The organism is Serratia rhizosphaerae (assembly GCF_009817885.1).
GTDB lineage: Bacteria > Pseudomonadota > Gammaproteobacteria > Enterobacterales > Enterobacteriaceae > Serratia_B > Serratia_B rhizosphaerae.
In genome coordinates, this window is sequence record NZ_CP041764.1 from 1,912,785 (window position 1) to 1,934,763 (window position 21,979).

Below are 21,979 nucleotides of genomic sequence, written 5' to 3' on the forward strand. Positions count from 1 at the left end.
TTAACGAATCGCTCAAAATTCGCCGTTGTTTTATAAAAATGTAACAAATGCGCCATCCATCACAGAGCCAACCAGGGGTTTTGTCTAGCATGGCGCTCGTTATAGAACAAAAAGCAACACTTTAGATATCCGCTCAAACACGACTCAGAACGCCTGCTCTGAGCGTGTCATACTGATAAAGCCAATCGGAGGCGCTCATGTTGAGTATTTTTAAGCCAGCCGCACACACTTCTCGTGTGCCGGTCGACAAGGTAGATCCGCTCTATCGCCGACTGCGCTGGCAAATTTTTATGGGAATTTTCTTCGGCTACGCCGCGTACTATCTGGTACGTAAAAACTTCACCCTGGCGATGCCGTATCTGATCGAGGAAGGCTTCAGCCGCGGCGACCTGGGCTTCGCCCTGTCAGGGATCTCCATCGCTTACGGTTTCTCCAAATTTATCATGGGCTCGGTGTCCGACCGCTCTAACCCGCGCGTCTTCCTGCCCGCCGGTCTGATTCTGGCCGCCTGCGTCATGCTGTTTATGGGCTTTGTTCCGTGGGCCACCTCCAGCATCGCCGTGATGTTCGTGCTGCTGTTCCTGTGCGGCTGGTTCCAGGGCATGGGCTGGCCGCCGTGCGGCCGTACCATGGTGCACTGGTGGTCGCAGAAAGAACGCGGCCAGATCGTCTCCATCTGGAACTGCGCACATAACGTCGGCGGCGGCCTGCCGCCGCTGCTGTTCCTGCTCGGCATGGCCTGGTTCAACGACTGGCACGCCGCGCTGTACATGCCGGCCTTCGGCGCCATTCTGGTGGCCCTGATCGCCTTTGGTCTGATGCGCGATACGCCGCAGTCCTGCGGCCTGCCGCCGGTGGAAGAGTACAAAAACGACTACCCGGACGATTACAGCGAAAAAGCGGAAGAAGAACTGACCGCCAAGCAGATCTTCATGCAGTACATCCTGCCGAACAAACTGCTGTGGTATATCGCGGTCGCCAACGTGTTCGTTTACCTGCTGCGCTACGGCATTCTGGACTGGTCGCCGACCTACCTGAAAGAAGTGAAGCACTTCGCGCTGGATAAGTCCTCCTGGGCCTACTTCCTGTACGAATATGCCGGTATCCCAGGCACCCTGCTGTGCGGCTGGATGTCAGATAAAGTGTTTAAAGGCAACCGCGGCGCCACCGGCGTCTTCTTTATGACGCTGGTCACCATCGCCACCATCGTCTTCTGGATGAACCCGGCGGGCAACCCGACGATCGATATGCTCTGTATGCTGGTCATCGGCTTCCTGATTTACGGCCCGGTGATGCTGATCGGCCTGCACGCGCTGGAACTGGTGCCGAAGAAGGCCGCAGGCACCGCCGCCGGCTTCACCGGTTTGTTCGGTTATCTGGGCGGCTCGGTCGCCGCCAGCGCCATCGTCGGCTACACCGTGGACTTCTTCGGCTGGGACGGCGGCTTTATGGTGATGATCGGCGGCAGCATCGCCGCAGTCTTCCTGCTGCTGCTGACCATGCTGAACGAGAAGAAACATCACGCAGACATTGCGGCGAAACGCGGCTAATCGTCACGAAAACCACGCACTATACCCGAAACAACTCGGGTGACAGGAAGGCGGCAAGAGAAGGTATCCCGATGAGCTTACTCAGGTAAGCGATTCGGGTGACTGAGCGCCGCCAACACACCGGTCACTTGGCGTATGACGGGTATATACCCAAAGGCCGCACCGCGGCCTTTTTATTCCCCACCCACTGGCAACGATGCCGCCTGCGGCTGCCCTGCCACTTAAGGAGAAGACTATGCGGACTCACGTTAAAGCCCTGCTGTCAGGGATTATTCTGGCGACTACCCTCAGCAGCGCCGCCTTCGCCGCCGACAAGGTGGTGATCGCCCACCGCGGCGCCAGCGGCTACCTGCCGGAACACACGCTGCCGGCCAAGGCCATGGCCTACGCGCAGGGCGCGGATTTCCTCGAGCAGGATCTGGTGATGACCAAGGACGACGAACTGGTGGTGCTGCACGATCACTACCTGGACCGCGTCACCGACGTCGCCCAACGCTTCCCGGATCGCGCACGCAAAGACGGCCGCTACTACGCCATCGACTTTACCCTGGCCGAGATCAAATCGCTGAAGTTCACCGAAGGCTTTGATATCAAAGACGGCAAGCAGGTGCAGAGCTACCCGGGCCGCTTCCCGATGGGTAAATCCGATTTCCGCGTCCACACCTTCCAGGAAGAGATTGAGTTCGTGCAGGGCCTGAACCACTCAACCGGCAAGAACATCGGCATCTATCCGGAAATCAAGGCGCCGTGGTTCCACCAGCAGGAAGGGAAAGATATTTCCAGCAAGGTGCTGGCGGTGCTGAAGCAGTACGGCTATACCGGTAAAAATGACAATGTGTACCTGCAGTGCTTCGACGCCAACGAGCTGAAACGCATCAAAACCCAGTTGGAGCCGAAGCTGGGCATGGACCTGAAGCTGGTGCAGCTGATCGCCTATAACGACTGGAATGAAACCTACGAGCAGAACGCCGACGGTAAGTGGGTCAATTACGACTACGACTGGATGTTCAAGCCGGGTGCGATGAAGCAGATCGCCCAGTATGCCGACGGCATCGGGCCTGATTACCATATGCTGGTGGCAGCCGAGAAATCCAAACCGGGCCACATCGTACTGACTGATATGGTGAAAGAAGCGCACGCCAACAAGCTGGCGGTACATCCGTTTACCATCCGCGCCGACGCGCTGCCGAAGTACGTCACCGACGTCAATCAGCTGTACGACGTGATTTATAACCAGGCCGGCGTTGACGGGGTATTCACCGACTTCCCGGACAAAGGCGTGCAGTTCCTGCAAAAACAGGGGCAACACCGGTAATACACGCGGCTGGCCGGCAGGCCAGCGACGTTGTCAATGCGGGCGGGGGCGTCCCCGCCTGCATCACTCAGGAGAGGAACATCTCGCGCAGATAATGCGGCACCGCGTTATCCACGTTGGAGCCAATCACCTCCAGCTCCGGCAGTTTGTCCTTCAGGCGCTGATGCGCGTCACGCATAATGCAGCCCTTGCCCGCCATCGCCAGCATTTCCAGATCGTTCATGCCGTCGCCGAACGCGATGCACTCTTTCAGCGAATAGCCGATGATTTTCGCCACCTCTTCCAGCGCATGCCCCTTCGACACGCCGCCGGCCATCACCTCCAGACAGGTCGGGAACGAGAAGCTGACGTTCACCCGGTCGCCCCAGCGCGCGTTAATCGCCTCTTCCAGCGGCAGCAACTGCTCGTGGTCGTCGCAGGTGAAGTACACCTTGCAGACGCCGTCAGTTTCCAGCAAGCCCGGCTCAAACAGCTGATATTTAAACACCGACTCGCGGAAAAACTCCTTCTGCTCCGGGCTTTCGCGGTTGATAAACCAGTCATCGTCGCGGTAGACATTGGTGGTGATATCCGGGCTGTTATGGACGATGCCGTACAGATCGCGGGCAATATCGCCGTCCAGGTTATGGCTGAAGATCAGTTCGCCGGCGGTGTTGTGCACCCGCGCGCCGTTGGAGGTGATCATAAACGCGCTGATGCCGAGATTATCGCGGATTTGTCCCACATCGATATGGTGACGTCCGGTGGCGAACACAAAGTGCACGCCGCGCTGCGTCAGCAGCTGCAGCGTCTCCTTGGCATAAGGCGACAAAGTATGGTCAGGGGACAGCAGGGTGCCATCCAGGTCGGAAGCAACAACATGATACATAAATACGTTCAACCTCTAATGGAGTTGTCGGCGGCATCAGCGCCGCTGAAAGCGTGTTGGGCATAAAAACGCAGGATTGCGTTCAACGCTTCGGCGCGCATAGCGTCCCGCTCAAACAGGATCTCATGGCGCGCGCCCTGGATAACCCACGGTTCGCCCCCTTCACAAGGGTGTCCCGCGTCTGACAGTGCCTGACAAAAAGCCTGGTGCGAACGGTTATCAACCACCCGTTCCTCACCGGCCTGCAATAACAAGATTGGCGTGGTGATGTCCTTCGCCTCGGCAATCGCCTGTTGCCCGGCCTGAATACTTTCCCGCACCCAGTGGTAGGTCGGTCCGCCCACCTGCAGCTCCGGGTAGTCGGCATAATAACGCACCGAGCGCCGGTAGCGTTCACGGCTGTGGGTCAGTACGTTGACCACATACGGCAGCGGCCGCCATTGTCCGGTGCCCACCGCGTAGTAATCACGCACATTCGGCCGCTTTTCCGCCCAGTTCAGGATACGCTGCGCCATCCAGTCAGGCATCGGTAAAAAGATGCCGAACATCGGCGCGCACAGCGCGGCGGCGGCAAACGCCTGCGGCTGCCGGGCGAGGAACTGCGCCAGAATCGCGCCGCCCATCGAGTGCGCCAGGGCGAAATGCTGGCGATACCCCAGCGGCAGCACCGCCTGCTGATAAAAACGCGTAAAGTCTTCGACGTAATCGGCAAAGTTCACCACGTGACCGCGATGGCTGTCCGCCAGCAGACGCCCGGAACGTCCCTGCCCGCGGTGATCGATAATCATCACGTCGTAGCCGCACTGAAACAGATCGTAGGCGACTTCCGGATATTTCACATAGCTTTCGATGCGGCCGGGGCTTATCACCACCACCCGCTGGTGCTGCGGCGCGCTAAAGCGCACGTAGCGGATCGGCACATCGTCGACGCCGCTGAACTCGCCCTCCTGACGCTGACGCCAGAAATCCAGCAGTGGCCCGGTGGCAAAGGCCGCAAACTGGGTTTCACGCGTGAGCCATTCATCGGGGCTGAGTATAAACGCCGTCATGACATGCTTTCCTTCCGCTGCCGTCGCCCGTTTAACGAGTAAAAATCAGGTGCAAACCGAAACCGGTGAACAGGACGCCCGCCAGGCCGTCGATCCATTTCGCCAGCCGCTGATAGCCGCGGCGCATCGCCGGCAGGGCGAAAATCATCGCCACCAGGCTGAACCAGGCAAAAGTTTCCGCCACGATCAGCAGAAACAGCCCCCAGCGCGCGCCGGCGCCGACGCTGTCGCCGACAAACAGCGAAAACACGCTGCCGAAGTAGATCACCGCTTTCGGGTTGGACAAATTGGTGAGAAAACCGCGGATAAAACTGCGGCCCGGCTTGGCCAGCGCCACCTGCGCCTCATCAGGCTGCGCCGCCGGCTGCCCGCGCCTGGCGCGCGCCGAACGCAGCAGTTGCCAGCCCATCCAGCACAGATAGATGCCGCCGCCGACCATAATGATCTGATGCAGCCAGGCCATCTTCGCCAGAATCAGGTGCAGCCCCATCAGCGCCACGCCGGCCCACACCACGATCCCCAGGGCGATGCCCAGCACGCCCATCATCGCCTCGCGGCGCGATCGGCTGGCGGCGGTCTGTGACACAAAGAAGAAATCAGGCCCCGGACTCATCAGGGCGATCAGGTGCACCAGCGCGACGGTCAGAAACAGCATCAGCATGATTAATCCTCATCGTTATCCATATGGTCGCGGATCATCGCCATAAACGGCGCGCCGAAACGTTCAAGTTTACGCTGGCCGACGCCGTTGACGCTCAGCAGTTCGCTGGCCCGGATCGGCATCTGTTCCGCCATTTCCAGCAGCGTCGAGTCGTTAAACACCACGTACGGCGGAATATTTTCTTCATCGGCGATCGATTTACGCAGCTTGCGCAGCTTGGCGAACAGTTTGCGGTCGTAGTTGCCGCCGTAGGATTTCTGCGCCGCGCCGCCGCGCGCCTTCAGGCTCTGAATACGCGGCACCGCCAGCTGCAGCTCCACTTCGCCGCGCAGTACCGGACGTGCGGCTTCAGTCAGCTGCAGCGCCGAGTGCATGGCGACGTTCTGGGTAATAAAGCCCAGATGGATCAGCTGGCGCAGCACGCTGATCCAATGTTCGGTGGTGTGATCGCGACCGATGCCGTATACAGGCAGTTTGTCGTGGCCGAACTCGCGGATGCGCTGATTATTGGAGCCGCGCAGCACTTCCACCACGTAGCCGATACCGAAACGCTGGCCGACGCGGCCAATCGCCGACAGCGCCTTGCGCGCGTCCTCCAGCCCGTCATAGCGCTTCGGCGGGTCGAGGCAGATATCGCAGTTGCCGCAGGCCTGTTGTTTGCCTTCGCCAAAGTAGTTGAGCAGCACCAGACGCCGGCAGGTTTGCGCTTCAGCAAAGGCGCCCATGGCGTTGAGCTTATGACGCTCGATATCCAACTGCTGCCCGGCGGGCTTCTCCTCCAGACAGCGGCGCAGCCAGGCCATATCGGCCGGGTCATACAGCAGAATCGCCTCCGCCGGCAGGCCGTCACGGCCGGCGCGGCCGGTTTCCTGATAGTAGGACTCAATGTTGCGCGGAATATCGAAGTGCACCACGAAACGAACGTTGGGCTTGTTGATCCCCATGCCGAACGCCACCGTGGCCACCACCACCTGCAGATCGTCGCGCTGGAAGGCTTCCTGCACCTGTGCGCGCCGCGCGTTGTCGAGGCCGGCGTGGTATGCCCCCACGCTCAGGCCGCGGCTCTGCAGACGGGCGGCGGTGTCTTCCACCTTGGCGCGGCTGTTGCAGTAGATAATGCCGCTTTTACCGCGCTGGTCCTGCACAAAGCGCCACAGCTGATCGAGCGGTTTAAACTTCTCCACCAGCGTATAACGGATGTTCGGCCGGTCGAAGCTGCTGACCTGAATCAGCGGATCCTGCAGCGCCAGCAGGCGCGAAATGTCATTGCGCGTGGTCTCGTCAGCGGTCGCCGTCAGCGCGACCACCGGCATCGCCGGGAAGCGCTGCTTCAGCTGGCCAAGCGCGCTGTATTCCGGCCGGAAATCGTGGCCCCACTGGGAAATACAGTGCGCCTCGTCCACCGCCAGCATCGCCGGCGGGCAGCTGTCGAGCAGCGACAGGAAGCTGTCCATCATCAGGCGTTCAGGGGCGATATACAGCATTTTAATCGCGCCGCTGCGGCAACCGGCCATCACTTCCAACTGCTGTTCGCGCGTTTGCGTCGAGTTGTAGCAGGCCGCCGCCACGCCGTTGGCCAGCAGTTGATCCACCTGATCCTTCATCAGGGAGATCAGCGGGGAGACCACCAGGGTCAGTCCCTCCAGCATCAGCGCCGGGATTTGATAGCACAACGATTTGCCGCCGCCGGTCGGCATCACCACCAGGCAGTCTTGGCCGCGGGTCGCCGCGTCGATAATCGTTTGTTGTCCCGGACGGAATTGTTGATAGCCAAAGGTGTCGCGTAACACCTGCTCTGCCAGCAATTCGCTGTTTATCACTGCTGCGGTAGACACACACTTCCCCATGTTAAATTCTGAGTACCCCGATAAATGAGGCCGCCGCCAGATTTGCGGCGGCCTCAGGGACGCGGGGATATGATTACATAATATCGTTCAGCATGACACCAACGCCGACGCGTGTCTGCCGGAAGTTGTAATCAATCATCGATTCACCGTAGCCGCTGAATACCTGGGTATAGAAGCGGACATGCTTGGTGATCGGATAGCTCCAGCCCAGTTCCGCTCCGCCGAAGCCGGTATTCCAGTTGTAGTGGCCGTCCACGCTGAAGACGCTCTCGCCCCAGGTATAACCGACTTTCAGGCGGTAGTAGCCCATATATTTGGTGATATCCGGGTTGTCGTCGCTGCTGGCGCTTTCAGAGAAACGCAGCCAGGGTTTGACATCGACCTGCCAGTTGCCGTTCTGCGCCATCAGGCGCGCGTAGGCGCGGTTCCAGCTGCGCGAGGTCGGCTCCGAACGGCCGTTCGACTGGTGGTTAAGCCCCACCTCGATGTCGCGCAATGTCCAGCCGGCAAAGGTGTAATCCGTTGCCCAACCGAGGAAAATCTGCGGCTCATAGTTGGTTTCACGGAACGGCGAGGACTGACCGCTGTTGGAGAGCTGCCACCAGGAACGCTGAGTATAGGACGCGCCGAGCACCGAGTTTTCACCAACAATGCCGCGCCACAGCGGAAACGCCAGGCTGAGCTGGAATTTCACTTCGTCTTTGCGCGCATGGTTCGCCCAGCTGTAGCTGTCGATCGCCTCTTTATTGAGATCGCTGGTGTAGCTATACAGTATGTAGTTAGGTTCGTACGGGTAGAGCGTAAACGGGTTATCGTGGGACTGCAGCATATTGGCGATAATGCTGCCGTTAACCGCCGGTTTATCATGTATTTCTTGTTGTTTCGCTTCTTCGGCCTGAACCAGCGCCGGGGCCAGCAGCGTTGCCATTACGGCCCCTGACAGAATACGCATAATTCTCATCACTCCAGCAAATAAAAACACACCCTGAAATAAAAACAGGCCATTTTACACACAAAGCAGCGTTTACAGCAGTCCGGGGCGCTTTTATTGGAATAGTCTGGAAAGCAACAAAGGTTAAGCATAAAATCAACAAGTCATTAACCTGGACTGACCAGTATCTTAAACCCATCTATCAATAAGAAGAATCACCATTATGTCGACCCTGCCTCTTACAACGGAAGCCGCTCGCCAGAAAATTGGCGAAATCTTTGTTTATCACATGCCGTTTAACCGCGAACTGGGATTGGAACTGCGCCATTTTGACGACGACGGCGTCGAACTGACCTTTACCAATCAGCACAAACTGGTAGGCAACGCCGCGCAGAAGATCCTGCACGGCGGCGTGATCGCCTCGGTGCTGGACGTCGCCGCCGGGTTGGCATGCGTCGGCAGCGTGCTGATGCGTCAGGAATCGCTGATTGAAGAGGAGCTGGCGGCGCGCCTGTCGCGCATGGGCACCATCGACCTGCGCGTCGACTATCTGCGCCCCGGCCGCGGCGAACATTTCATCGCCTCCGCCTCGGTGCTGCGCAGCGGCAACAAGGTGGCCGTCGCCCGCGTCGAGCTGCATAACAACGACGGCCTGCATATCGCCAGCGCCACCGCCACCTATCTGGTTGGCTGATTGTGCCCGGTGAGCGTCTTCAGTACACTCACCGTATCCGAACCCTTACCTCCAGGTCACGTCATGGACGCACAGCAAACGCGTCAGGGCATCTTCTTTGCCCTGGCCGCCTATTTTATTTGGGGCATCGCCCCGGCCTATTTCAAACTTATCCAGCAGGTACCGGCCGACGAAATCCTTACCCACCGGATTATCTGGTCGTTTTTCTTTATGCTGGCGCTGGTGACGCTGGGGCGTAACTGGCCGAAGGTGCGCGCCGCCTGCGCCAACCGCAAGCGCCTGCTGCTGCTGGCGCTCACCGCGCTGCTGGTCGGCGGCAACTGGCTGCTATTTATCTGGGCGGTGAATAACCACCATATGCTGGAAGCCAGCCTGGGCTACTTCATCAACCCGCTGGTGAACGTATTGCTGGGGGTGCTGTTTCTCGGCGAGCGTTTCCGCCGGATGCAGTGGGTGGCGGTCGCCCTGGCGTTTACCGGCGTGCTGGTGCAGCTGTGGCAGTTCGGCTCATTGCCGGTTATCGGGCTGGGGCTGGCGTTCAGCTTTGCGTTTTACGGCCTGCTGCGCAAGAAAATCGCCATCGACGCGCAGACCGGTATGCTGATTGAGACGCTGTGGCTGCTGCCGGTCGCCGCCGTTTATCTGTTCTTTATCGCCGACAGCGCCACCAGCCATCTCGGCGCCAACCCCTGGTCGCTGAACCTGCTGCTGGTCGCCGCCGGCATTGTCACCACCGTGCCGCTGCTGTTCTTCACCGCCGCCGCCACCCGTCTGCGCCTGTCGACGCTGGGCTTTTTCCAGTATCTCGGCCCGACGCTGATGTTCCTGCTGGCGGTCACCTTCTACGGGGAAACCGTCGGTCAGGATAAACTGGTGACCTTCGGCTTTATCTGGGCGGCGCTGGTGCTGTTTACCCTCGACGCCCTGTACACCCAGCGCAAGCTACGATGAGCTGGAGGCCGGCGTCGCGTGGTTGGAAATAAAACGCGCGATCGCCGGCCCGGTCAGCAGGATGGTGAACAGCCGCAGCGTCTGCAGCGCCATCACAAATGACATATCCACCCGACTGCCGGCGGCGATAATCGCCACCGTATCCAGCCCGCCGGGACTGGTGGCCAGGTAGGCGGTCATCATGTCTACCGGCAGGAAACAGGTCAGCATCCACGCCAGCAGGCCGCAAAACAGCATCAGCGCGGCGATGGACACCAGCATCTGCGGCAGCGTACGCATCGCCAGCAACAGGATCGGCCGGGTGAAACGCAACCCCACGCTCCAGCCAATCAGCGTATAGGCCAGCGCCAGCAGCCATTCCGGGATCTGCAGCGCCATCGCGCCGCTGGAGTGCAGCGCGGCGCCGATAATCATCGGCAGCAGCAGCGCTCCCGAAGGAATACGCAGCCGCGGCCCCAGCCAGGCGCCTGCGGCCGCCACCGCCAGCGTCGCCAGAAAGCGCCAGTCCAGCGGCGGGAACCAGACCAATGCGGCGCTGCTCTGCCCCGCTTCATCCCCCAGACCGATACGCGCCACCGCCGCCGCCGCCGTGGCGACAAACAGTACGCGCAGATACTGCATAAACGCCACCAAACGCACGTCGGCGCCGAAGTCGCCGGCCATGGCGACCATCGCCGAGGCGCCGCCGGGCGACGCGCCCCAGGCGCCGGTCGGGCCGGGCAGATCGCTAAAGCGCACCAGACACCAGCCGGAGATGGCGCTGGCCAGCAGCGTCGCCAGCAATACCAGTAAAATCAGCGGCCAGTCGGCCAGCAGCGGCGTCAGAATGGAAGGGGATAGGCTTTGGGCGATCATGCAGCCCAGCACGGCCTGCGCGCCGATAAACAGCGGTTTAGGAATGCGTACCGACGCGCCCAGCAGCCCCATGGTCACGCCAACGATCATCGGCCCCAGCAACAGGGCGGCGGGAATATGGAACGCCAGCAGGGCGAAGCCCAGCGCCAGCGACGCCAGCAGCAGGATCAGCCATTGCAGTACCGCGGGGAACCTCTCCATGGGAAGGATTGCCTTCAAATAATTTTGCAGGGAATTATCTTAGCAGGCTAACGGCGTGAAATCACGATGCGGCAGGCGCTACGCCGCCCCGGCCTGCGGCTTGACGCCGGCAGGCCGGGAAGCGCGCCGGCTTATAGCCAGTTCTTACGCTTAAAGTACAGGTACGGCGCCAGGCCCGCCAGAATCATCAGGCTGATCGCCCCCGGATAGCCAAACGACCACTTCAGCTCCGGCATAAATTCGAAGTTCATGCCGTAGCTGGAGGCCACCAGCGTCGGCGGCAGGAACACCACCGACACCACCGAGAAGATCTTGATGATGCGGTTCTGTTCGATATTGATAAAGCCCATCGCCGCCTGCATCAGGAAGTTTACCTTCTGGAACAGCGACTCATTGTGCGGCAGCAGGGATTCGATATCGCGCAGCACCTCGCGCGCCTGCTCCAGCTGGCCGGTCGGCAGCCGCGCCTTACGCACCAGGAAATTCAGCGCGCGCTGGGTATCCATCAGACACAGGCGCACCTTCCAGCCGATGTCTTCCAGCTCCGCCAGCGTCGACAGCGCCTCGTCGTACTCATCGCCCTGATGCCCTTCCATTATCACCCGGCTGAGCTTTTCCAGATCGCTGTAAATATTCTCAATTTCGTCCGCCAGCTGTTCAATTTTGGTTTCAAACAGATCCAGCAGCAGTTCATAGGCGTTGCCATCCACCATCATCTGATTACGGGCGCGCATGCGGTACAGGCGAAACGCCGGCAGCTCGCGCTCGCGCAGCGTATACAACCTGCCGTCACGGATGGTGAACGCCACGGTGGAGTTGCCGGCGTGATCTTCCGCATCTTCGAAATAGAAGAAGGAGTGGATGTGCAGACCGTCTTCGTCTTCAAAAAAACGCGCCGAGGCCTCGATGTCGTCCAGTTCCGGACGGGTGGCCAGGCTTTGCCCCAGCTCATGTTGCACACGGTCGCGCTCGCTTTCTTCCGGCTCGACCAGGTCTACCCACAGTGAGGTGGTCAGGTCTTCGGCCTCATCCAGCTCAAGGCGGGACAAGCGGCTGTTATCTAATCTGAAAGCGCTTAGCATGTGCTAAAACTCCCTAATGGTGAGGGGATACCCTGCATTCATTGGAATTGCATCATCCCGGGCGACAGAACGCCCAAACCCACTGATGCAACTCACATCATTTTAGGCAGACAACGCGTTGAAGCACAGAAACGGGGAGGCACACAGGCCATGCTCGTTTCAGACCATAAAGAGATCTGACTCAGAGCGACGCACGGAGGGGTCGCCGACAACCACGAAGGCTATCAGCGTAATGGGATAGCCTTAGAAGTTGTACCTGTTGGGATCCAGGTCAGTGAGCCAGCATCTACTGGGTGTGTCCAAGGCGAATGTCCTCATTGATAATCGTGCGCGCATGTTACGCCGAGAGGAAAAAGCCTGTCAACACGTTAAACAGGATAAATACCCAACAATTCACCATGATGACAAGGCCATAAAAATCCGCGCGCCGGCGCAAAGAAATGACCGCGCGCAGCGCCCCGCGCCGGGAAAGTTGCTAGACTCTCTTTATCGATAGCTTGCGGATTTCCTTAATGAAATTGATAACCCAACAACAGATGAACACCATGGGCGAGCAGGCCGCCCAACTGCCGCGCCTGCGCACCCACCACCTGCTGCATGACGATATCAATGAGCCGGTGCAGAGAATGACCATCGCCATGGAGCCGGGCACCTATATTCGCCCGCACCGCCACCCGCAAAGCTGGGAGCTGCTGACGCCGCTGCGCGGCCGCTTTGTGGTGCTGCAGTTTGACGACCACGGCGCGGTGACCCGGCGTATTGTGCTGGGCGAAGAGAACCGGCTGCTGGAAATGCCCGTCAACGTCTGGCATACCGTGCTGTCGGTCGACGCCGGCGGGGTGCTGTTCGAGGTGAAGCCGGGGCCGTATCAGCCGTTAACGGCGGAAGACTGCATGCGCTGGGCGCCGCCCGAAGGCGGCGACGGCATTGAGGCGGTGTTGCGCTGGTACGCGACCGCGCAGGAAGGCGACCGCTACCCGGGTTGAGGCGCCGGGCGCCGGGGGATTACGGCGTCTCCAGCTTGGCGTAGGCCGCCACCAGCCATTTGATGCCTTCACCCTGGAAAGCAATCTGCAGCCGACTGTGCTCGCCGCTGCCTTCCAAGTTGACGATGGTGCCTTCGCCGAACTTCGGATGGCGCACCCGCTGACCCAGTTTGTAGCCGGTATCGTTCTCGCTGATTGGCGTGCCCATACGCTGGTGTTTCACCGGCCGCGACACGCTGGCGCGCAGCCGCACTTCCTCCACGCACTCCTCCGGGATCTCGCCGATAAAGCGTGATGGCCGATGGTACACTTCCTTGCCGTACAGCCGGCGCGTCTCGGCGTAGGTCAGCGTCAGCTTTTCCATCGCCCGCGTCAGGCCGACATAGGCCAGGCGACGCTCCTCTTCCAGCCGGCCGCCCTCTTCCAGCGACATCTGGCTGGGGAACATGCCCTCTTCCACGCCGACGATAAACACCTGGCGGAACTCCAGCCCTTTGGCCGAGTGCAGCGTCATCAGCTGCACCGCGTCCTGATAGGCGTCGGCCTGCCCTTCGCCGGCCTCCAGCGCCGCGTGCGATAAAAACGCCTGCAGCGGCATTAAATCCTGATCTTCATCCTGATAGCTGAACTGGCGCGTCGCCGTCACCAGTTCCTCCAGGTTTTCGATCCGCGCCTGGCCCTTTTCACCCTTTTCCTGCTCATACATGAGGAACAGGCCGGAGTCGCGGATCACCCGGTCGGTCTGCACGTGCAGCGGCATATCCGCGGTTTCATGCGCCAGCGAATCCACCAGCTCGGTGAAGCGCTGCAGGGCGGAGGCGGCGCGTCCGGCCAGGACTTTGTCCTGCAGCAGCGCGCGCGTGGCCTGCCACAGCGTCAGCTGACGATCGCGCGCCGTCTGGCGCACCACGTCCAGCGTGCGGTCGCCGATGCCGCGCGTCGGCGTGTTCACCACGCGCTCAAACGCCGCATCGTCGTTACGGTTGGCGATCAGACGCAGGTAGGCCAGCGCATCTTTGATCTCCTGCCGCTCGAAGAAGCGCATGCCGCCGTAAATGCGGTACGGCATGGCGGTTTGCAGCAGCGCCTCTTCCAGCACGCGCGACTGGGCGTTACTGCGGTAGAGGATTGCGCAGTCGTTCAGCGCGCCGCCGTTTTCCTGCCAGGTTTTGATGCGGTTGACCACAAAGCGGGCTTCATCCAGCTCGTTGAACGCGCAGTACAGCGAAATCGGCTCCCCTTCCGCCCCTTCGGTCCACAGGTTTTTCCCCATGCGGCCGTCGTTATTGGCGATCAGCGTGTTGGCGGCCTTGAGGATATTGCTGGTCGAACGGTAGTTCTGCTCCAGACGGATGGTTTCGGCGCCCGGAAAGTCTTTCAGGAAGCGCTGAATATTCTCCACCTGCGCGCCGCGCCAGCCGTAGATCGACTGATCGTCGTCGCCGACGATCATCACATTGGCCCGGTCGCCCGCCAGCAGGCGGATCCAGGCGTACTGAATACGGTTGGTATCCTGGAATTCGTCCACCAGAATGTTAGTGAAGCGATCGCGGTAATGGTTGAGGATGTGCGGCTTGTTCAGCCACAGCTCGTGGGCGCGCAGCAGCAGTTCAGCAAAGTCCACCAGCCCGGCGCGATCGCAGGCCTCCTGATAGGCCTGATAGATGCGCAGCCAAGTGGCTTCCACCGGATTGCCATAGCTTTCAATATGCTGCGGACGCAGGCCGTCATCTTTTTTGCCGTTGATGTACCACATCGCCTGACGCGGCGGCCACTGTTTCTCGTCCACGTTCAGCGCGCGGATAATGCGTTTGAGCAACCGCAGCTGATCCTCACTGTCGAGAATCTGGAAGTCCTGCGGCAGGTTGGCGTCCATATGGTGGGCGCGCAGCAGACGGTGCGCCAGGCCGTGGAAGGTGCCGATCCACATGCCGCCCTGGCTGGTGCCGATCAGTTGCTCGATACGATGGCGCATCTCCGCTGCCGCCTTGTTGGTGAAGGTGACCGCCATAATCGAATACGGCGAGCAATTCTCCACCGCCAGCAGCCAGGCGATGCGATGCACCAGCACCCGGGTTTTGCCGCTTCCCGCGCCCGCCAGCACCAACAGGTTACTGCGTGGCGCCGCCACGGCTTCACGTTGTTTGTCATTCATGCTGTTGAGCAGGTCGGAAACGTCCATAGGCACCATTACGTGGTAAGGGAAAACCGCGCCGGCGCGGCTTTCACTGTGAATTTATACAGAGTTATGGAGGGATTATAACAACGCTGTCAGCGATGCCAACTGCGAAACCTCAATATGTGGCAGCAAACGGCTGTCGGCGGCCTGCATCAGGCTGCGCCGGCGGTCATTGATCCAGCAGGCCTGAAAACCGGCGCGCAGCGCTCCCGCTACGTCGGTGGTCAGGTCATCGCCCACGTGCAAAATATGCGCGGGCGCGATCGCCAGCCGCTCGGCGGCCAGCTGATACATATCCTGATAGGGTTTGGCGCGGCCGTCCGGCCCGGAACGCAACACAAAGCGGAAGTAGCCGTCCAGGCCGCAGCGCGCCGGATCGACGTTGCCGTTGGTGATCGCCACCAGCGGGTAACGCGCCCCCAGCGCCTTCAGCGTGGCGTGGGTGGCCGCCGGCACCTCAATGCGGCTGCGCCAGTCGGCAAAGTGCCGCATGGCGGCGTCGGCCCCTTCCGCCGCGTCGTCCTCCGTCAGCCCCTGCCGGCTCAGCGCCAGGTGGATGGCCCGCCAGCGCCAGCGGGTGACGTCATGGTAAATTTCCGGCTCGCGCGCGCGCAGCGCCTGCCGCAGGCGGTGAAAATCCGCCGACTGAAAGTCTTTCAGCCCCGGATGGTAATCTTGTAAAAAGGCCACCGACTGCCGCTCCGTCTCAACGATCACCGGGCGGTTGTCGTACAGCGTATCATCCAGATCGAACGTCAGCGCCGCCAGCGGGCGCAGCGGCCGGTAAAAATGCATCAGGATTTCCCCCGTTTGGCGCGTGGATGCGCCGCATCGTACACGTTGGCCAGGTGTTGAAAGTCGAGGTGGGTATAGATTTGCGTGGTGGTCAGGTTGGCATGCCCCAGCAGTTCCTGCACCGCGCGCAGATCGCCGCTGGATTCCAGCACGTGGGTGGCAAAGGAGTGGCGCAGCTTGTGCGGGTGAATGTGGCTGCTGACGCCCTGTTTGACGCCCCACTCGGCAAAGCGCTTTTGCACATTGCGCGTGGAGATGCGCTTGCCCTGATTGGAGAGAAATACCGCATCGTCGCCCGGCGCGAACAGATCGCGCATCGCCAGCCAGCGTTCCAGCCAGGTGACGGCGGTGCGGCCGATCGGCAGCTTGCGCTCCTTGCTGCCTTTCCCCATCACCCAGATCTCGCCGGCGGCCAGATCGAGGTGCCGGCAGTCCAGCCCCACCAGCTCCGCCAGACGCAGCCCGGCACCGTACATCACTTCCAGCATCGCGCGGTCGCGCACCGCCAGCGGGTCGTTGACGTCGATCTCCAGCAGTTGGCTCACTTCGTCGACGTCGATATTTTTCGGCAAATGGCGGCCGCTGCGCGGCGTGCGGATGCCCTTCGCCGGGTTGGCGGGCAGTTGCCCCTGGCTCACCTGCCAGTCGAGAAAACTGCGCAGCGCGGAGAGACGCAGCGCCAGGCTGGCGGCATGCAGCCCCGCCCGCTTGCTGCGGGCCACCAGTTGCCGCACCAGCGCCGCATCCAGCTGCGACCAGGCGCTGACGCCCAGCCCGCCGGCCAACGTGCACAGCGCCTGCAGCTGGCGGGAGTAGTTAATCTGGGTCAGCGGACTGAGCTGGCGCTCCACTTTCAGATAGCGCAAAAAAGCGTCCACCGGCGGTTGCAGGCCGGCCGCTGGCCCCGTCATGCGCGTTCGATCCAGCGTTCCAGCAGTTCCGGCAGCATGCGCGCCAGCTGGGCCAGCATTACGGTGCCCATACCCGGCTGATAGTGCTGCGTGTCGCGGCTGCTGAAGATCACCATGCCCAAATCGCCGTCCTCGCCCAGCAGCGACAGCGCCACCGAACCAACCTGCTTGGCCTGCGGCAACAGCAGCAGCAGTTCCGGGCCGTTCAGGCTGCCGAGGAAGTGATGATCATCCCCCAGGCGCTGAATGCGCAGCGGTTCAAATGCCGAGCGCGCAATGCCCAAGTGGGTAAAGTCCGACGGCGCGCCGATCTGCCAGCGGTCGCTGAACAGGCGGATGTTGGCGCCGGCCAGCCCGAAGCCGCGCGCCCAGCGCTGCAGGCGATTGAGCATATCCTGCAGGCTGTCGGCGGTGGCCAGGTTGGCCTGCAGATGCAGCAGCCGGCCAAACAGGTTTTCATTGGCGCTGGCCTGCTCCATCAGCAGCGTAATCTCTTCTTCCAGCCGGTCAATATGGTTACGCTGCCGCGCCAGATGCCACTCCACCAGCGATACGGTGCCGCGCACCGGGTGGGGCACGCGCATCTGCTCAACCTGGCGCGCATTGCGCATAAAGAAATCCGGGTTCTGCTGCAGGTACTGCATTACGGCGTCGTCATCAAGCGCAATGGCTGCGACGGCCTGGTCCTCAACGCTTTTCATAGATGAATAAATCCGTCATAAACATGGGTTGCCGGGCCGGTCATAAACAGCGGCGTGCCCGGCCCTTTCCAGCGTATATGCAGACTGCCGCCCGGCAGTTCCACATGCACCTCTTCTGACAGCAATTCCTGTTGAATCCCTACTGCCACGGCGGCGCAGGCGCCGCTGCCGCAAGCCTGCGTTTCACCGGCGCCGCGCTCGTAAACGCGCAGCTTGATATGCTCGCGGCTGACCACCTGCATAAAGCCGATATTGGCGCGCTCCGGAAAACGTTCGTGGTTTTCCAGCACCGGGCCAAGCAGTTCCACTTTGGCGGTTTTTACATCATCCACCTGCAAAACACAATGCGGGTTGCCCATCGACACCACGCCGGCCAGCACCGTGTGCTCGGCCGCCCGCATGATATAGGTCTTCTCCGCCTTGGCGGCGCGGAACGGCACCGCCTGCGGTTCAAAGTTAGGCTCGCCCATATTGACGCATACCCGATCGTCGTCGGTCACGCTGAGCACCATGCGGCCGGTTTGGGTGCTGACGCGGATATCGCGCTTATTGGTCAGCCCTTTCAACCGCACAAAACGGGCAAAGCAGCGCGCGCCGTTGCCGCACTGCGCCACTTCGCTGCCGTCGGCGTTGAAGATGCGATAATGGAAATCCAGTTCCGGATCGTAAGGCGGCTCCACCACCAGCATCTGGTCAAAACCGATGCCCAGATGCCGATCAGACAGCCGGCGAATCAGCTCCGGGGAAAAATAGACATTCTGTGTCACGGCATCGACCACCATAAAGTCGTTGCCCAGACCGTGCATTTTGGAGAACTGCATATCATACTCCGCTTTCTGGACGCGCTCGCCGTCGGTCATTCACGACGACGCTCGCCTCCGCCGTGCAGCGCGTTATTCGGCGCTCATCGACGGTTTTTGCTGAGAGCCGGCGGCTTCCTGCTGATTTTTCTGCACTTGATCGCCGGTTTGTACCGGCTGCGCCGTTTTCTCGCCTTTCGCGTCATCAGGGAAGTACAGCGGGCCTTTCAGACCGCAACCAGAGAGACCGGCGACCAGAACCGCCAGCAGCGCATAGCGTAGTTGTTTTTTCATTTGCATTAATGCCTGTAATTTATGCGTCCGAGCCTGCCATAGCCAAAATAATCGGCGTTGCAGCAAGGCGGCAAGTATGAAGGGTATATAATCGCAGGTGGATCATGAAAAGCAATAGGAATCGAATATGAACGACAGTGAGTTTCACCAGTTGGCCGACCAGCTGATGCAGGATATTGAACAAACGCTGGATAATTTTGACGGCGATGCGGACATCGATTACGAAACCAACGCCGGCGTGATGACGCTGACCTTCGAGAACGGCAGTAAGATCGTCATTAACCGTCAGGAGCCGCTGCACCAGGTCTGGTTGGCGACCAAATCCGGCGGCTATCACTTCGACTACCGCGACGGCGTTTGGCTGTGCGACCGCAGCGGCTGGTCATTCTCCCAACTGTTGAGCGAGGCGGCAACGCAGCAGGCCGGCGAGACGATCGAATTCGCCTGACCGTCATCACGGGTGCGAAGGAGCGCGCCTGACGTTATCAGTGCAGTTGATATTGTTGCTTCAGCGGCTGCGCGGCGGCGCCGTCGCTGACGGTAACGCACAGGCTGGACAGTGCGTTGCTGCGAAACGGGATCACCTGTGTGCGATCGTCGATCTGCACGATCTGATAGAACTGCGGCAGGTTGAAGTTGATAAAGCTGGAGCCATAGGTGAAACGGTCGTGCGAGGAGGAGTAGAAACGGCTGACGTCGCGTACCAGTTCTTCCTTGCTGCCTTCGCAGTGGTGATACACCTCAACGCGGTTCGACTCATCCAGAATGTAGATATTAAAGCCCTGATCGTCCTTGGCGTCCTCAAAGAAGAACTGAATAATCCCTTCGCTGGCGAAACCGTCCACTACCGGCGGCAGATGCACCTGATCGGTTTCCACCTTGATCGACAGGCCGTGCAGCTTGTTGTTGGAGATCGCGCCGTAAAATTCCACCGCGTTTTCCAGCTTCTGCACCGAGACGCTCAGACGTTCGAAGAACAGGCCCCAGGTCTGGCCGGCCACGCGCACCGCCTTGAAGCGGCCCGGCTCCAGCCGCGTGCTGGACAGGCGCAGCTCGATGCATTCGGAGACCAGTTGCTGAATACGGGTGCGGATCAGCCCGCGCAGATGCTGACTGTAGCAGAACACTTCCACCGACTCCGGCGGCGACGCATCCTGGTGCATTTTGCCCAGAATGGTTTTCAGCGCTTCCAGCACTGACTGTTCACCGCTGAAATGCAGCGTACGCACTTCGTTCCACGAGTTGCGGTACAGCAGATCGATACTGCCGACCAGACACTGCTGCTGCTGGCCGAAGCTGAAGACGTCCAGCTTGCGGAAATCAAAGTGCACCACCTGATTGCGGAAGGCGGCGGTCGGGTCGTTTTCCAGATTGACGATAATCGCCAGATGGCGGATTTCACACGGGCTGTACAACGCTTTCGGCGTTGGCGCCGGCAGGCGCAGCGGGAAGCTGTGCGACACGTCGGCCACCAGCTCCTGCAGTTTTGCGCTGTCGCACAGGTTGGCGCTCTTGATATGCAGCCGGGTGCGCGACGTCAGCAGGCCGTTGAAATAGGCCCAGGCCACCAGCTTGTTCAGGTAGCGGTTATACTCCAGCGGCTGATGGCTGACGATGGAATCCATCGCCGGCGCCTGATTGTACAGGTACCAGCCGGTGCGGTTGGCGCGGCCAATCGGCACGTGGATAAAGGTGAGATCGCCTTCCGACAGGTCCGGCGAAATCTGCGGGTTCACCAGCGTCACCTTGCCCGGCAGCGCCTCAAAGGCGGCGTACAGCTTGCGCGTCAGCACGCCGATGTCCTGCGGGCTGGCGCTGACGCTGAGGTTGTTGCGGCGCGCAAAGCGGATCAGGTTGCGGTAGCTTTGCATCATCGCATCCAGCAGCTCGTTATGCGCCTCGCGCACCCGTTCGATCTTCCAGTTGGCGCGGTTATCCAGCATCGCCAGCCGTTCCTGGTCCCAGCCCCACTCGCTCACCAGTTGGCTGAGGATCTCCCGCCGCCAGCCGACGCTGGCCTGAGGATGGGACAGTTTTTCACACACTTTCAGGTAGAAGCAGCGGCGCACCAGATCGAGACGGGTGGTGTCGTTAATCTGCGTCAGATAGCGGGTGACGCGCTCCAGCATCATACAGTAGGCGTCCAGACCGAAGCAGACGATCTCGCCTGCATGCAGACGCTGTTTGATACTCGTCGCCAACAGCTGCGTGTTCGGGTATTCCCAGGAGTAGGCCTCCAGCAGCAGGGTCTTCAGCACCGCCTTGTACGGCGAGTCAATGCTCTTATACAGCTGCCACAGGCTGGCGCCAAAGTACTCTTCCGCCGACAGCGTGCCGAGCCCGCCGAGGTCTAACCACTCGTTCGGCGTCAGCGCGCCCTGCGCGTACAGCGACAGTACATATTCATCGTAATGCGCTTCTTCTTCGCACGGCACCATATTCCACAGGATGCGTTTGCCGGCCAGGCGCACCGCGGTGCGGTAAAACTCGTCCAGCAGCAAAATATGCTGCGTGGAGCCGCAGTCTTCGCCGCCCAGACTGCCGCTTTCGTTATGGCGGAAGCGGTTTTCGTCGATCAGGAAGAAGCTGACTTCCACGCCCATCGAGGCCGCCCACTTCTCCAGCAGGCTGCATTTTTGCTGCAGACGATTGCGCTCTTCGTTATCAAGCCAGGATTGGTGACACACCCAGATATCCAGATCCGAACTGCAGCTCTGCCCGATCGAGGAGGTGCTGCCCATGGAGTAAACGCCGGTGATCGGCAGTTCGCCGCTGGCCAGCGTTTCTAACGGGCTGCCCCACTTGTCTTCCAGATCGTGCAGATAAGATTGTTGGTTTTCATCAGGCGTGTAGAGGCAGATGCCATGGGGAACGTTACCATTCAGGTAACCCGGCATCAGCGGGTGGTGGTGGTGCAGTAAGGTAGGCAGCAGACTGTATACCCGTTGAAAGGCAGGTTTCATGGCCGCCAGGGCGCGATCGACACGTAGTTGGTTGATCGCATCCAGTCTCTGCTTCAATGTCTCGATATAAAGGTACAAGACGTCTCGCCTGATTATCCCGGTGCTTAGAAAAAAACCCGTATTCCATAAGCGTCGTTAAGTTAGGAAGAGTATTTGACGACTTATTGCTGGAAACGTGATCAATTTAACACCTTGCCGATTGACCGTAAAGGAAGTAACGCGACACACTTATTATCGCCTCACCCTAAACGGCGTATCCGCGGTGTTAACTGCCCAAAACACATCACACGTCCTGTTGATTCCGTTGTCCTTTTCTGGCCCCCTTCCTTCTTGCACTGACAGTTTT

General features: G+C 60.2%; 20 protein-coding genes. 6 read left to right on the forward strand and 14 right to left on the reverse strand.

All coding sequences use genetic code 11. The annotated features are described in order from the left end of the window. Positions 1 to 197 precede the first annotated feature (197 nt). Positions 198 to 1,550 (forward strand): glycerol-3-phosphate transporter, encoded by a 1,353-nt coding sequence (gene glpT, locus FO014_RS09010; protein ID WP_160029115.1) that lies wholly within the window; start codon positions 198 to 200, stop codon positions 1,548 to 1,550. 235 nt (positions 1,551 to 1,785) lie between these two features. After that, on the forward strand, positions 1,786 to 2,865 hold the full coding sequence (gene glpQ / locus FO014_RS09015; protein WP_160029117.1) for a glycerophosphodiester phosphodiesterase: 1,080 nt from the start codon (positions 1,786 to 1,788) through the stop codon (positions 2,863 to 2,865). Positions 2,866 to 2,932: 67 nt separating this feature from the next. On the opposite strand, the gene yigL is transcribed toward glpQ, so the two are convergent. The 5 genes from yigL to pldA all read right to left on the reverse strand — a co-directional run bounded on the left by yigL (position 2,933) and on the right by pldA (position 8,242). Then, on the reverse strand, positions 2,933 to 3,733 hold the full coding sequence (yigL, locus tag FO014_RS09020) for a sugar/pyridoxal phosphate phosphatase YigL (protein WP_160029119.1): 801 nt from the start codon (positions 3,731 to 3,733) through the stop codon (positions 2,933 to 2,935). Positions 3,734 to 3,741: 8 nt separating this feature from the next. After that, the gene (gene pldB, locus FO014_RS09025) at positions 3,742 to 4,782 is read right to left on the reverse strand and encodes a lysophospholipase L2 (protein ID WP_160029121.1); all 1,041 of its coding nucleotides are present in this window, start codon (positions 4,780 to 4,782) and stop codon (positions 3,742 to 3,744) included. A gap of 31 nt (positions 4,783 to 4,813) precedes the next feature. Continuing rightward, complete coding sequence (gene rhtC / locus FO014_RS09030) at positions 4,814 to 5,443, reverse strand: threonine export protein RhtC (RefSeq protein WP_105229356.1); 630 nt, start codon at positions 5,441 to 5,443, stop codon at positions 4,814 to 4,816. 2 nt (positions 5,444 to 5,445) lie between these two features. After that, on the reverse strand, positions 5,446 to 7,278 hold the full coding sequence (gene recQ / locus FO014_RS09035; protein WP_160029123.1) for an ATP-dependent DNA helicase RecQ: 1,833 nt from the start codon (positions 7,276 to 7,278) through the stop codon (positions 5,446 to 5,448). A gap of 85 nt (positions 7,279 to 7,363) precedes the next feature. Beyond that, entirely contained in the window at positions 7,364 to 8,242 is an 879-nt protein-coding gene (gene pldA / locus FO014_RS09040) for a phospholipase A (protein ID WP_105229354.1), read from the reverse strand. A gap of 202 nt (positions 8,243 to 8,444) precedes the next feature. Between pldA and FO014_RS09045 the strand changes: the two genes are divergently transcribed. Together FO014_RS09045 and rarD are read left to right on the forward strand one after the other, a co-directional pair. Then, complete coding sequence (locus FO014_RS09045) at positions 8,445 to 8,915, forward strand: thioesterase family protein (RefSeq protein ID WP_160029125.1); 471 nt, start codon at positions 8,445 to 8,447, stop codon at positions 8,913 to 8,915. Positions 8,916 to 8,978: 63 nt separating this feature from the next. Further along, entirely contained in the window at positions 8,979 to 9,866 is an 888-nt protein-coding gene (gene rarD, locus FO014_RS09050; protein ID WP_105229352.1) for an EamA family transporter RarD, read from the forward strand. Here the strand turns inward: rarD and FO014_RS09055 are convergent. After that, a complete protein-coding gene (locus tag FO014_RS09055; RefSeq protein WP_160029127.1) occupies positions 9,858 to 10,922 on the reverse strand; it encodes an AbrB family transcriptional regulator in 1,065 nt (354 codons plus the stop codon). The two genes, rarD and FO014_RS09055, sit on opposite strands and share 9 nt — an antisense overlap. A gap of 131 nt (positions 10,923 to 11,053) precedes the next feature. After that, a complete protein-coding gene (corA, locus tag FO014_RS09060; protein WP_160029129.1) occupies positions 11,054 to 12,004 on the reverse strand; it encodes a magnesium/cobalt transporter CorA in 951 nt (316 codons plus the stop codon). A gap of 512 nt (positions 12,005 to 12,516) precedes the next feature. Between corA and FO014_RS09065 the strand changes: the two genes are divergently transcribed. Then, entirely contained in the window at positions 12,517 to 12,990 is a 474-nt protein-coding gene (locus FO014_RS09065; RefSeq protein WP_160029131.1) for a WbuC family cupin fold metalloprotein, read from the forward strand. Positions 12,991 to 13,009: 19 nt separating this feature from the next. Here FO014_RS09065 and uvrD read toward each other — a convergent pair whose 3' ends face one another. The 6 genes from uvrD to lptM form a co-directional block, all read right to left on the reverse strand. After that, entirely contained in the window at positions 13,010 to 15,172 is a 2,163-nt protein-coding gene (gene uvrD / locus FO014_RS09070; RefSeq protein WP_105229347.1) for a DNA helicase II, read from the reverse strand. A 75-nt stretch (positions 15,173 to 15,247) separates the two neighbouring features. Continuing rightward, positions 15,248 to 15,964 carry a 5-amino-6-(5-phospho-D-ribitylamino)uracil phosphatase YigB gene (gene yigB, locus FO014_RS09075; protein ID WP_160029133.1) on the reverse strand — a complete coding sequence of 239 codons (717 nt, stop codon included), beginning with the start codon at positions 15,962 to 15,964 and terminating at the stop codon, positions 15,248 to 15,250. Next, on the reverse strand, positions 15,964 to 16,875 hold the full coding sequence (gene xerC, locus FO014_RS09080; RefSeq protein WP_160029135.1) for a tyrosine recombinase XerC: 912 nt from the start codon (positions 16,873 to 16,875) through the stop codon (positions 15,964 to 15,966). The genes yigB and xerC overlap by 1 nt, the downstream gene beginning before the upstream one ends. Next, on the reverse strand, positions 16,872 to 17,576 hold the full coding sequence (locus FO014_RS09085; RefSeq protein ID WP_105229344.1) for a DUF484 domain-containing protein: 705 nt from the start codon (positions 17,574 to 17,576) through the stop codon (positions 16,872 to 16,874). Before FO014_RS09085 ends, xerC begins: the two co-directional genes overlap by 4 nt. Next, positions 17,573 to 18,397: a diaminopimelate epimerase gene (gene dapF, locus FO014_RS09090; RefSeq protein WP_105229343.1), complete on the reverse strand. Its 825-nt coding sequence runs from the start codon at positions 18,395 to 18,397 to the stop codon at positions 17,573 to 17,575. The genes FO014_RS09085 and dapF overlap by 4 nt, the downstream gene beginning before the upstream one ends. A 72-nt stretch (positions 18,398 to 18,469) precedes the next feature. Then, entirely contained in the window at positions 18,470 to 18,670 is a 201-nt protein-coding gene (gene lptM / locus FO014_RS09095; RefSeq protein ID WP_281354970.1) for an LPS translocon maturation chaperone LptM, read from the reverse strand. A 127-nt stretch (positions 18,671 to 18,797) separates the two neighbouring features. Here lptM and cyaY point away from each other — a divergent pair, with 127 nt between their 5' ends. Beyond that, on the forward strand, positions 18,798 to 19,118 hold the full coding sequence (cyaY, locus tag FO014_RS09100) for an iron donor protein CyaY (RefSeq protein ID WP_160029137.1): 321 nt from the start codon (positions 18,798 to 18,800) through the stop codon (positions 19,116 to 19,118). 37 nt (positions 19,119 to 19,155) lie between these two features. Here cyaY and FO014_RS09105 read toward each other — a convergent pair whose 3' ends face one another. Beyond that, positions 19,156 to 21,711 carry a class I adenylate cyclase gene (locus FO014_RS09105; RefSeq protein WP_160029139.1) on the reverse strand — a complete coding sequence of 852 codons (2,556 nt, stop codon included), beginning with the start codon at positions 21,709 to 21,711 and terminating at the stop codon, positions 19,156 to 19,158. Positions 21,712 to 21,979 lie beyond the last annotated feature (268 nt).

Excerpts from the sequence above, each read along its gene's own strand:
- glpT (WP_160029115.1), top strand. The coding sequence starts at position 198 with ATGTTGAGTATTTTTAAGCCAGCCGCACACACTTCTCGTGTGCCGGTC.
- glpQ (WP_160029117.1), top strand. The coding sequence starts at position 1,786 with ATGCGGACTCACGTTAAAGCCCTGCTGTCAGGGATTATTCTGGCGACT.
- yigL (WP_160029119.1), bottom strand. The coding sequence starts at position 3,733 with ATGTATCATGTTGTTGCTTCCGACCTGGATGGCACCCTGCTGTCCCCT.
- pldB (WP_160029121.1), bottom strand. The coding sequence starts at position 4,782 with ATGACGGCGTTTATACTCAGCCCCGATGAATGGCTCACGCGTGAAACC.
- rhtC (WP_105229356.1), bottom strand. The coding sequence starts at position 5,443 with ATGCTGATGCTGTTTCTGACCGTCGCGCTGGTGCACCTGATCGCCCTG.
- pldA (WP_105229354.1), bottom strand. The coding sequence starts at position 8,242 with ATGCGTATTCTGTCAGGGGCCGTAATGGCAACGCTGCTGGCCCCGGCG.
- FO014_RS09045 (WP_160029125.1), top strand. The coding sequence starts at position 8,445 with ATGTCGACCCTGCCTCTTACAACGGAAGCCGCTCGCCAGAAAATTGGC.
- rarD (WP_105229352.1), top strand. The coding sequence starts at position 8,979 with ATGGACGCACAGCAAACGCGTCAGGGCATCTTCTTTGCCCTGGCCGCC.
- FO014_RS09055 (WP_160029127.1), bottom strand. The coding sequence starts at position 10,922 with ATGGAGAGGTTCCCCGCGGTACTGCAATGGCTGATCCTGCTGCTGGCG.
- corA (WP_160029129.1), bottom strand. The coding sequence starts at position 12,004 with ATGCTAAGCGCTTTCAGATTAGATAACAGCCGCTTGTCCCGCCTTGAG.
- FO014_RS09065 (WP_160029131.1), top strand. The coding sequence starts at position 12,517 with ATGAAATTGATAACCCAACAACAGATGAACACCATGGGCGAGCAGGCC.
- uvrD (WP_105229347.1), bottom strand. The coding sequence starts at position 15,172 with ATGGACGTTTCCGACCTGCTCAACAGCATGAATGACAAACAACGTGAA.
- yigB (WP_160029133.1), bottom strand. The coding sequence starts at position 15,964 with ATGCATTTTTACCGGCCGCTGCGCCCGCTGGCGGCGCTGACGTTCGAT.
- xerC (WP_160029135.1), bottom strand. The coding sequence starts at position 16,875 with ATGACGGGGCCAGCGGCCGGCCTGCAACCGCCGGTGGACGCTTTTTTG.
- FO014_RS09085 (WP_105229344.1), bottom strand. The coding sequence starts at position 17,576 with ATGAAAAGCGTTGAGGACCAGGCCGTCGCAGCCATTGCGCTTGATGAC.
- dapF (WP_105229343.1), bottom strand. The coding sequence starts at position 18,397 with ATGCAGTTCTCCAAAATGCACGGTCTGGGCAACGACTTTATGGTGGTC.
- lptM (WP_281354970.1), bottom strand. The coding sequence starts at position 18,670 with ATGAAAAAACAACTACGCTATGCGCTGCTGGCGGTTCTGGTCGCCGGT.
- cyaY (WP_160029137.1), top strand. The coding sequence starts at position 18,798 with ATGAACGACAGTGAGTTTCACCAGTTGGCCGACCAGCTGATGCAGGAT.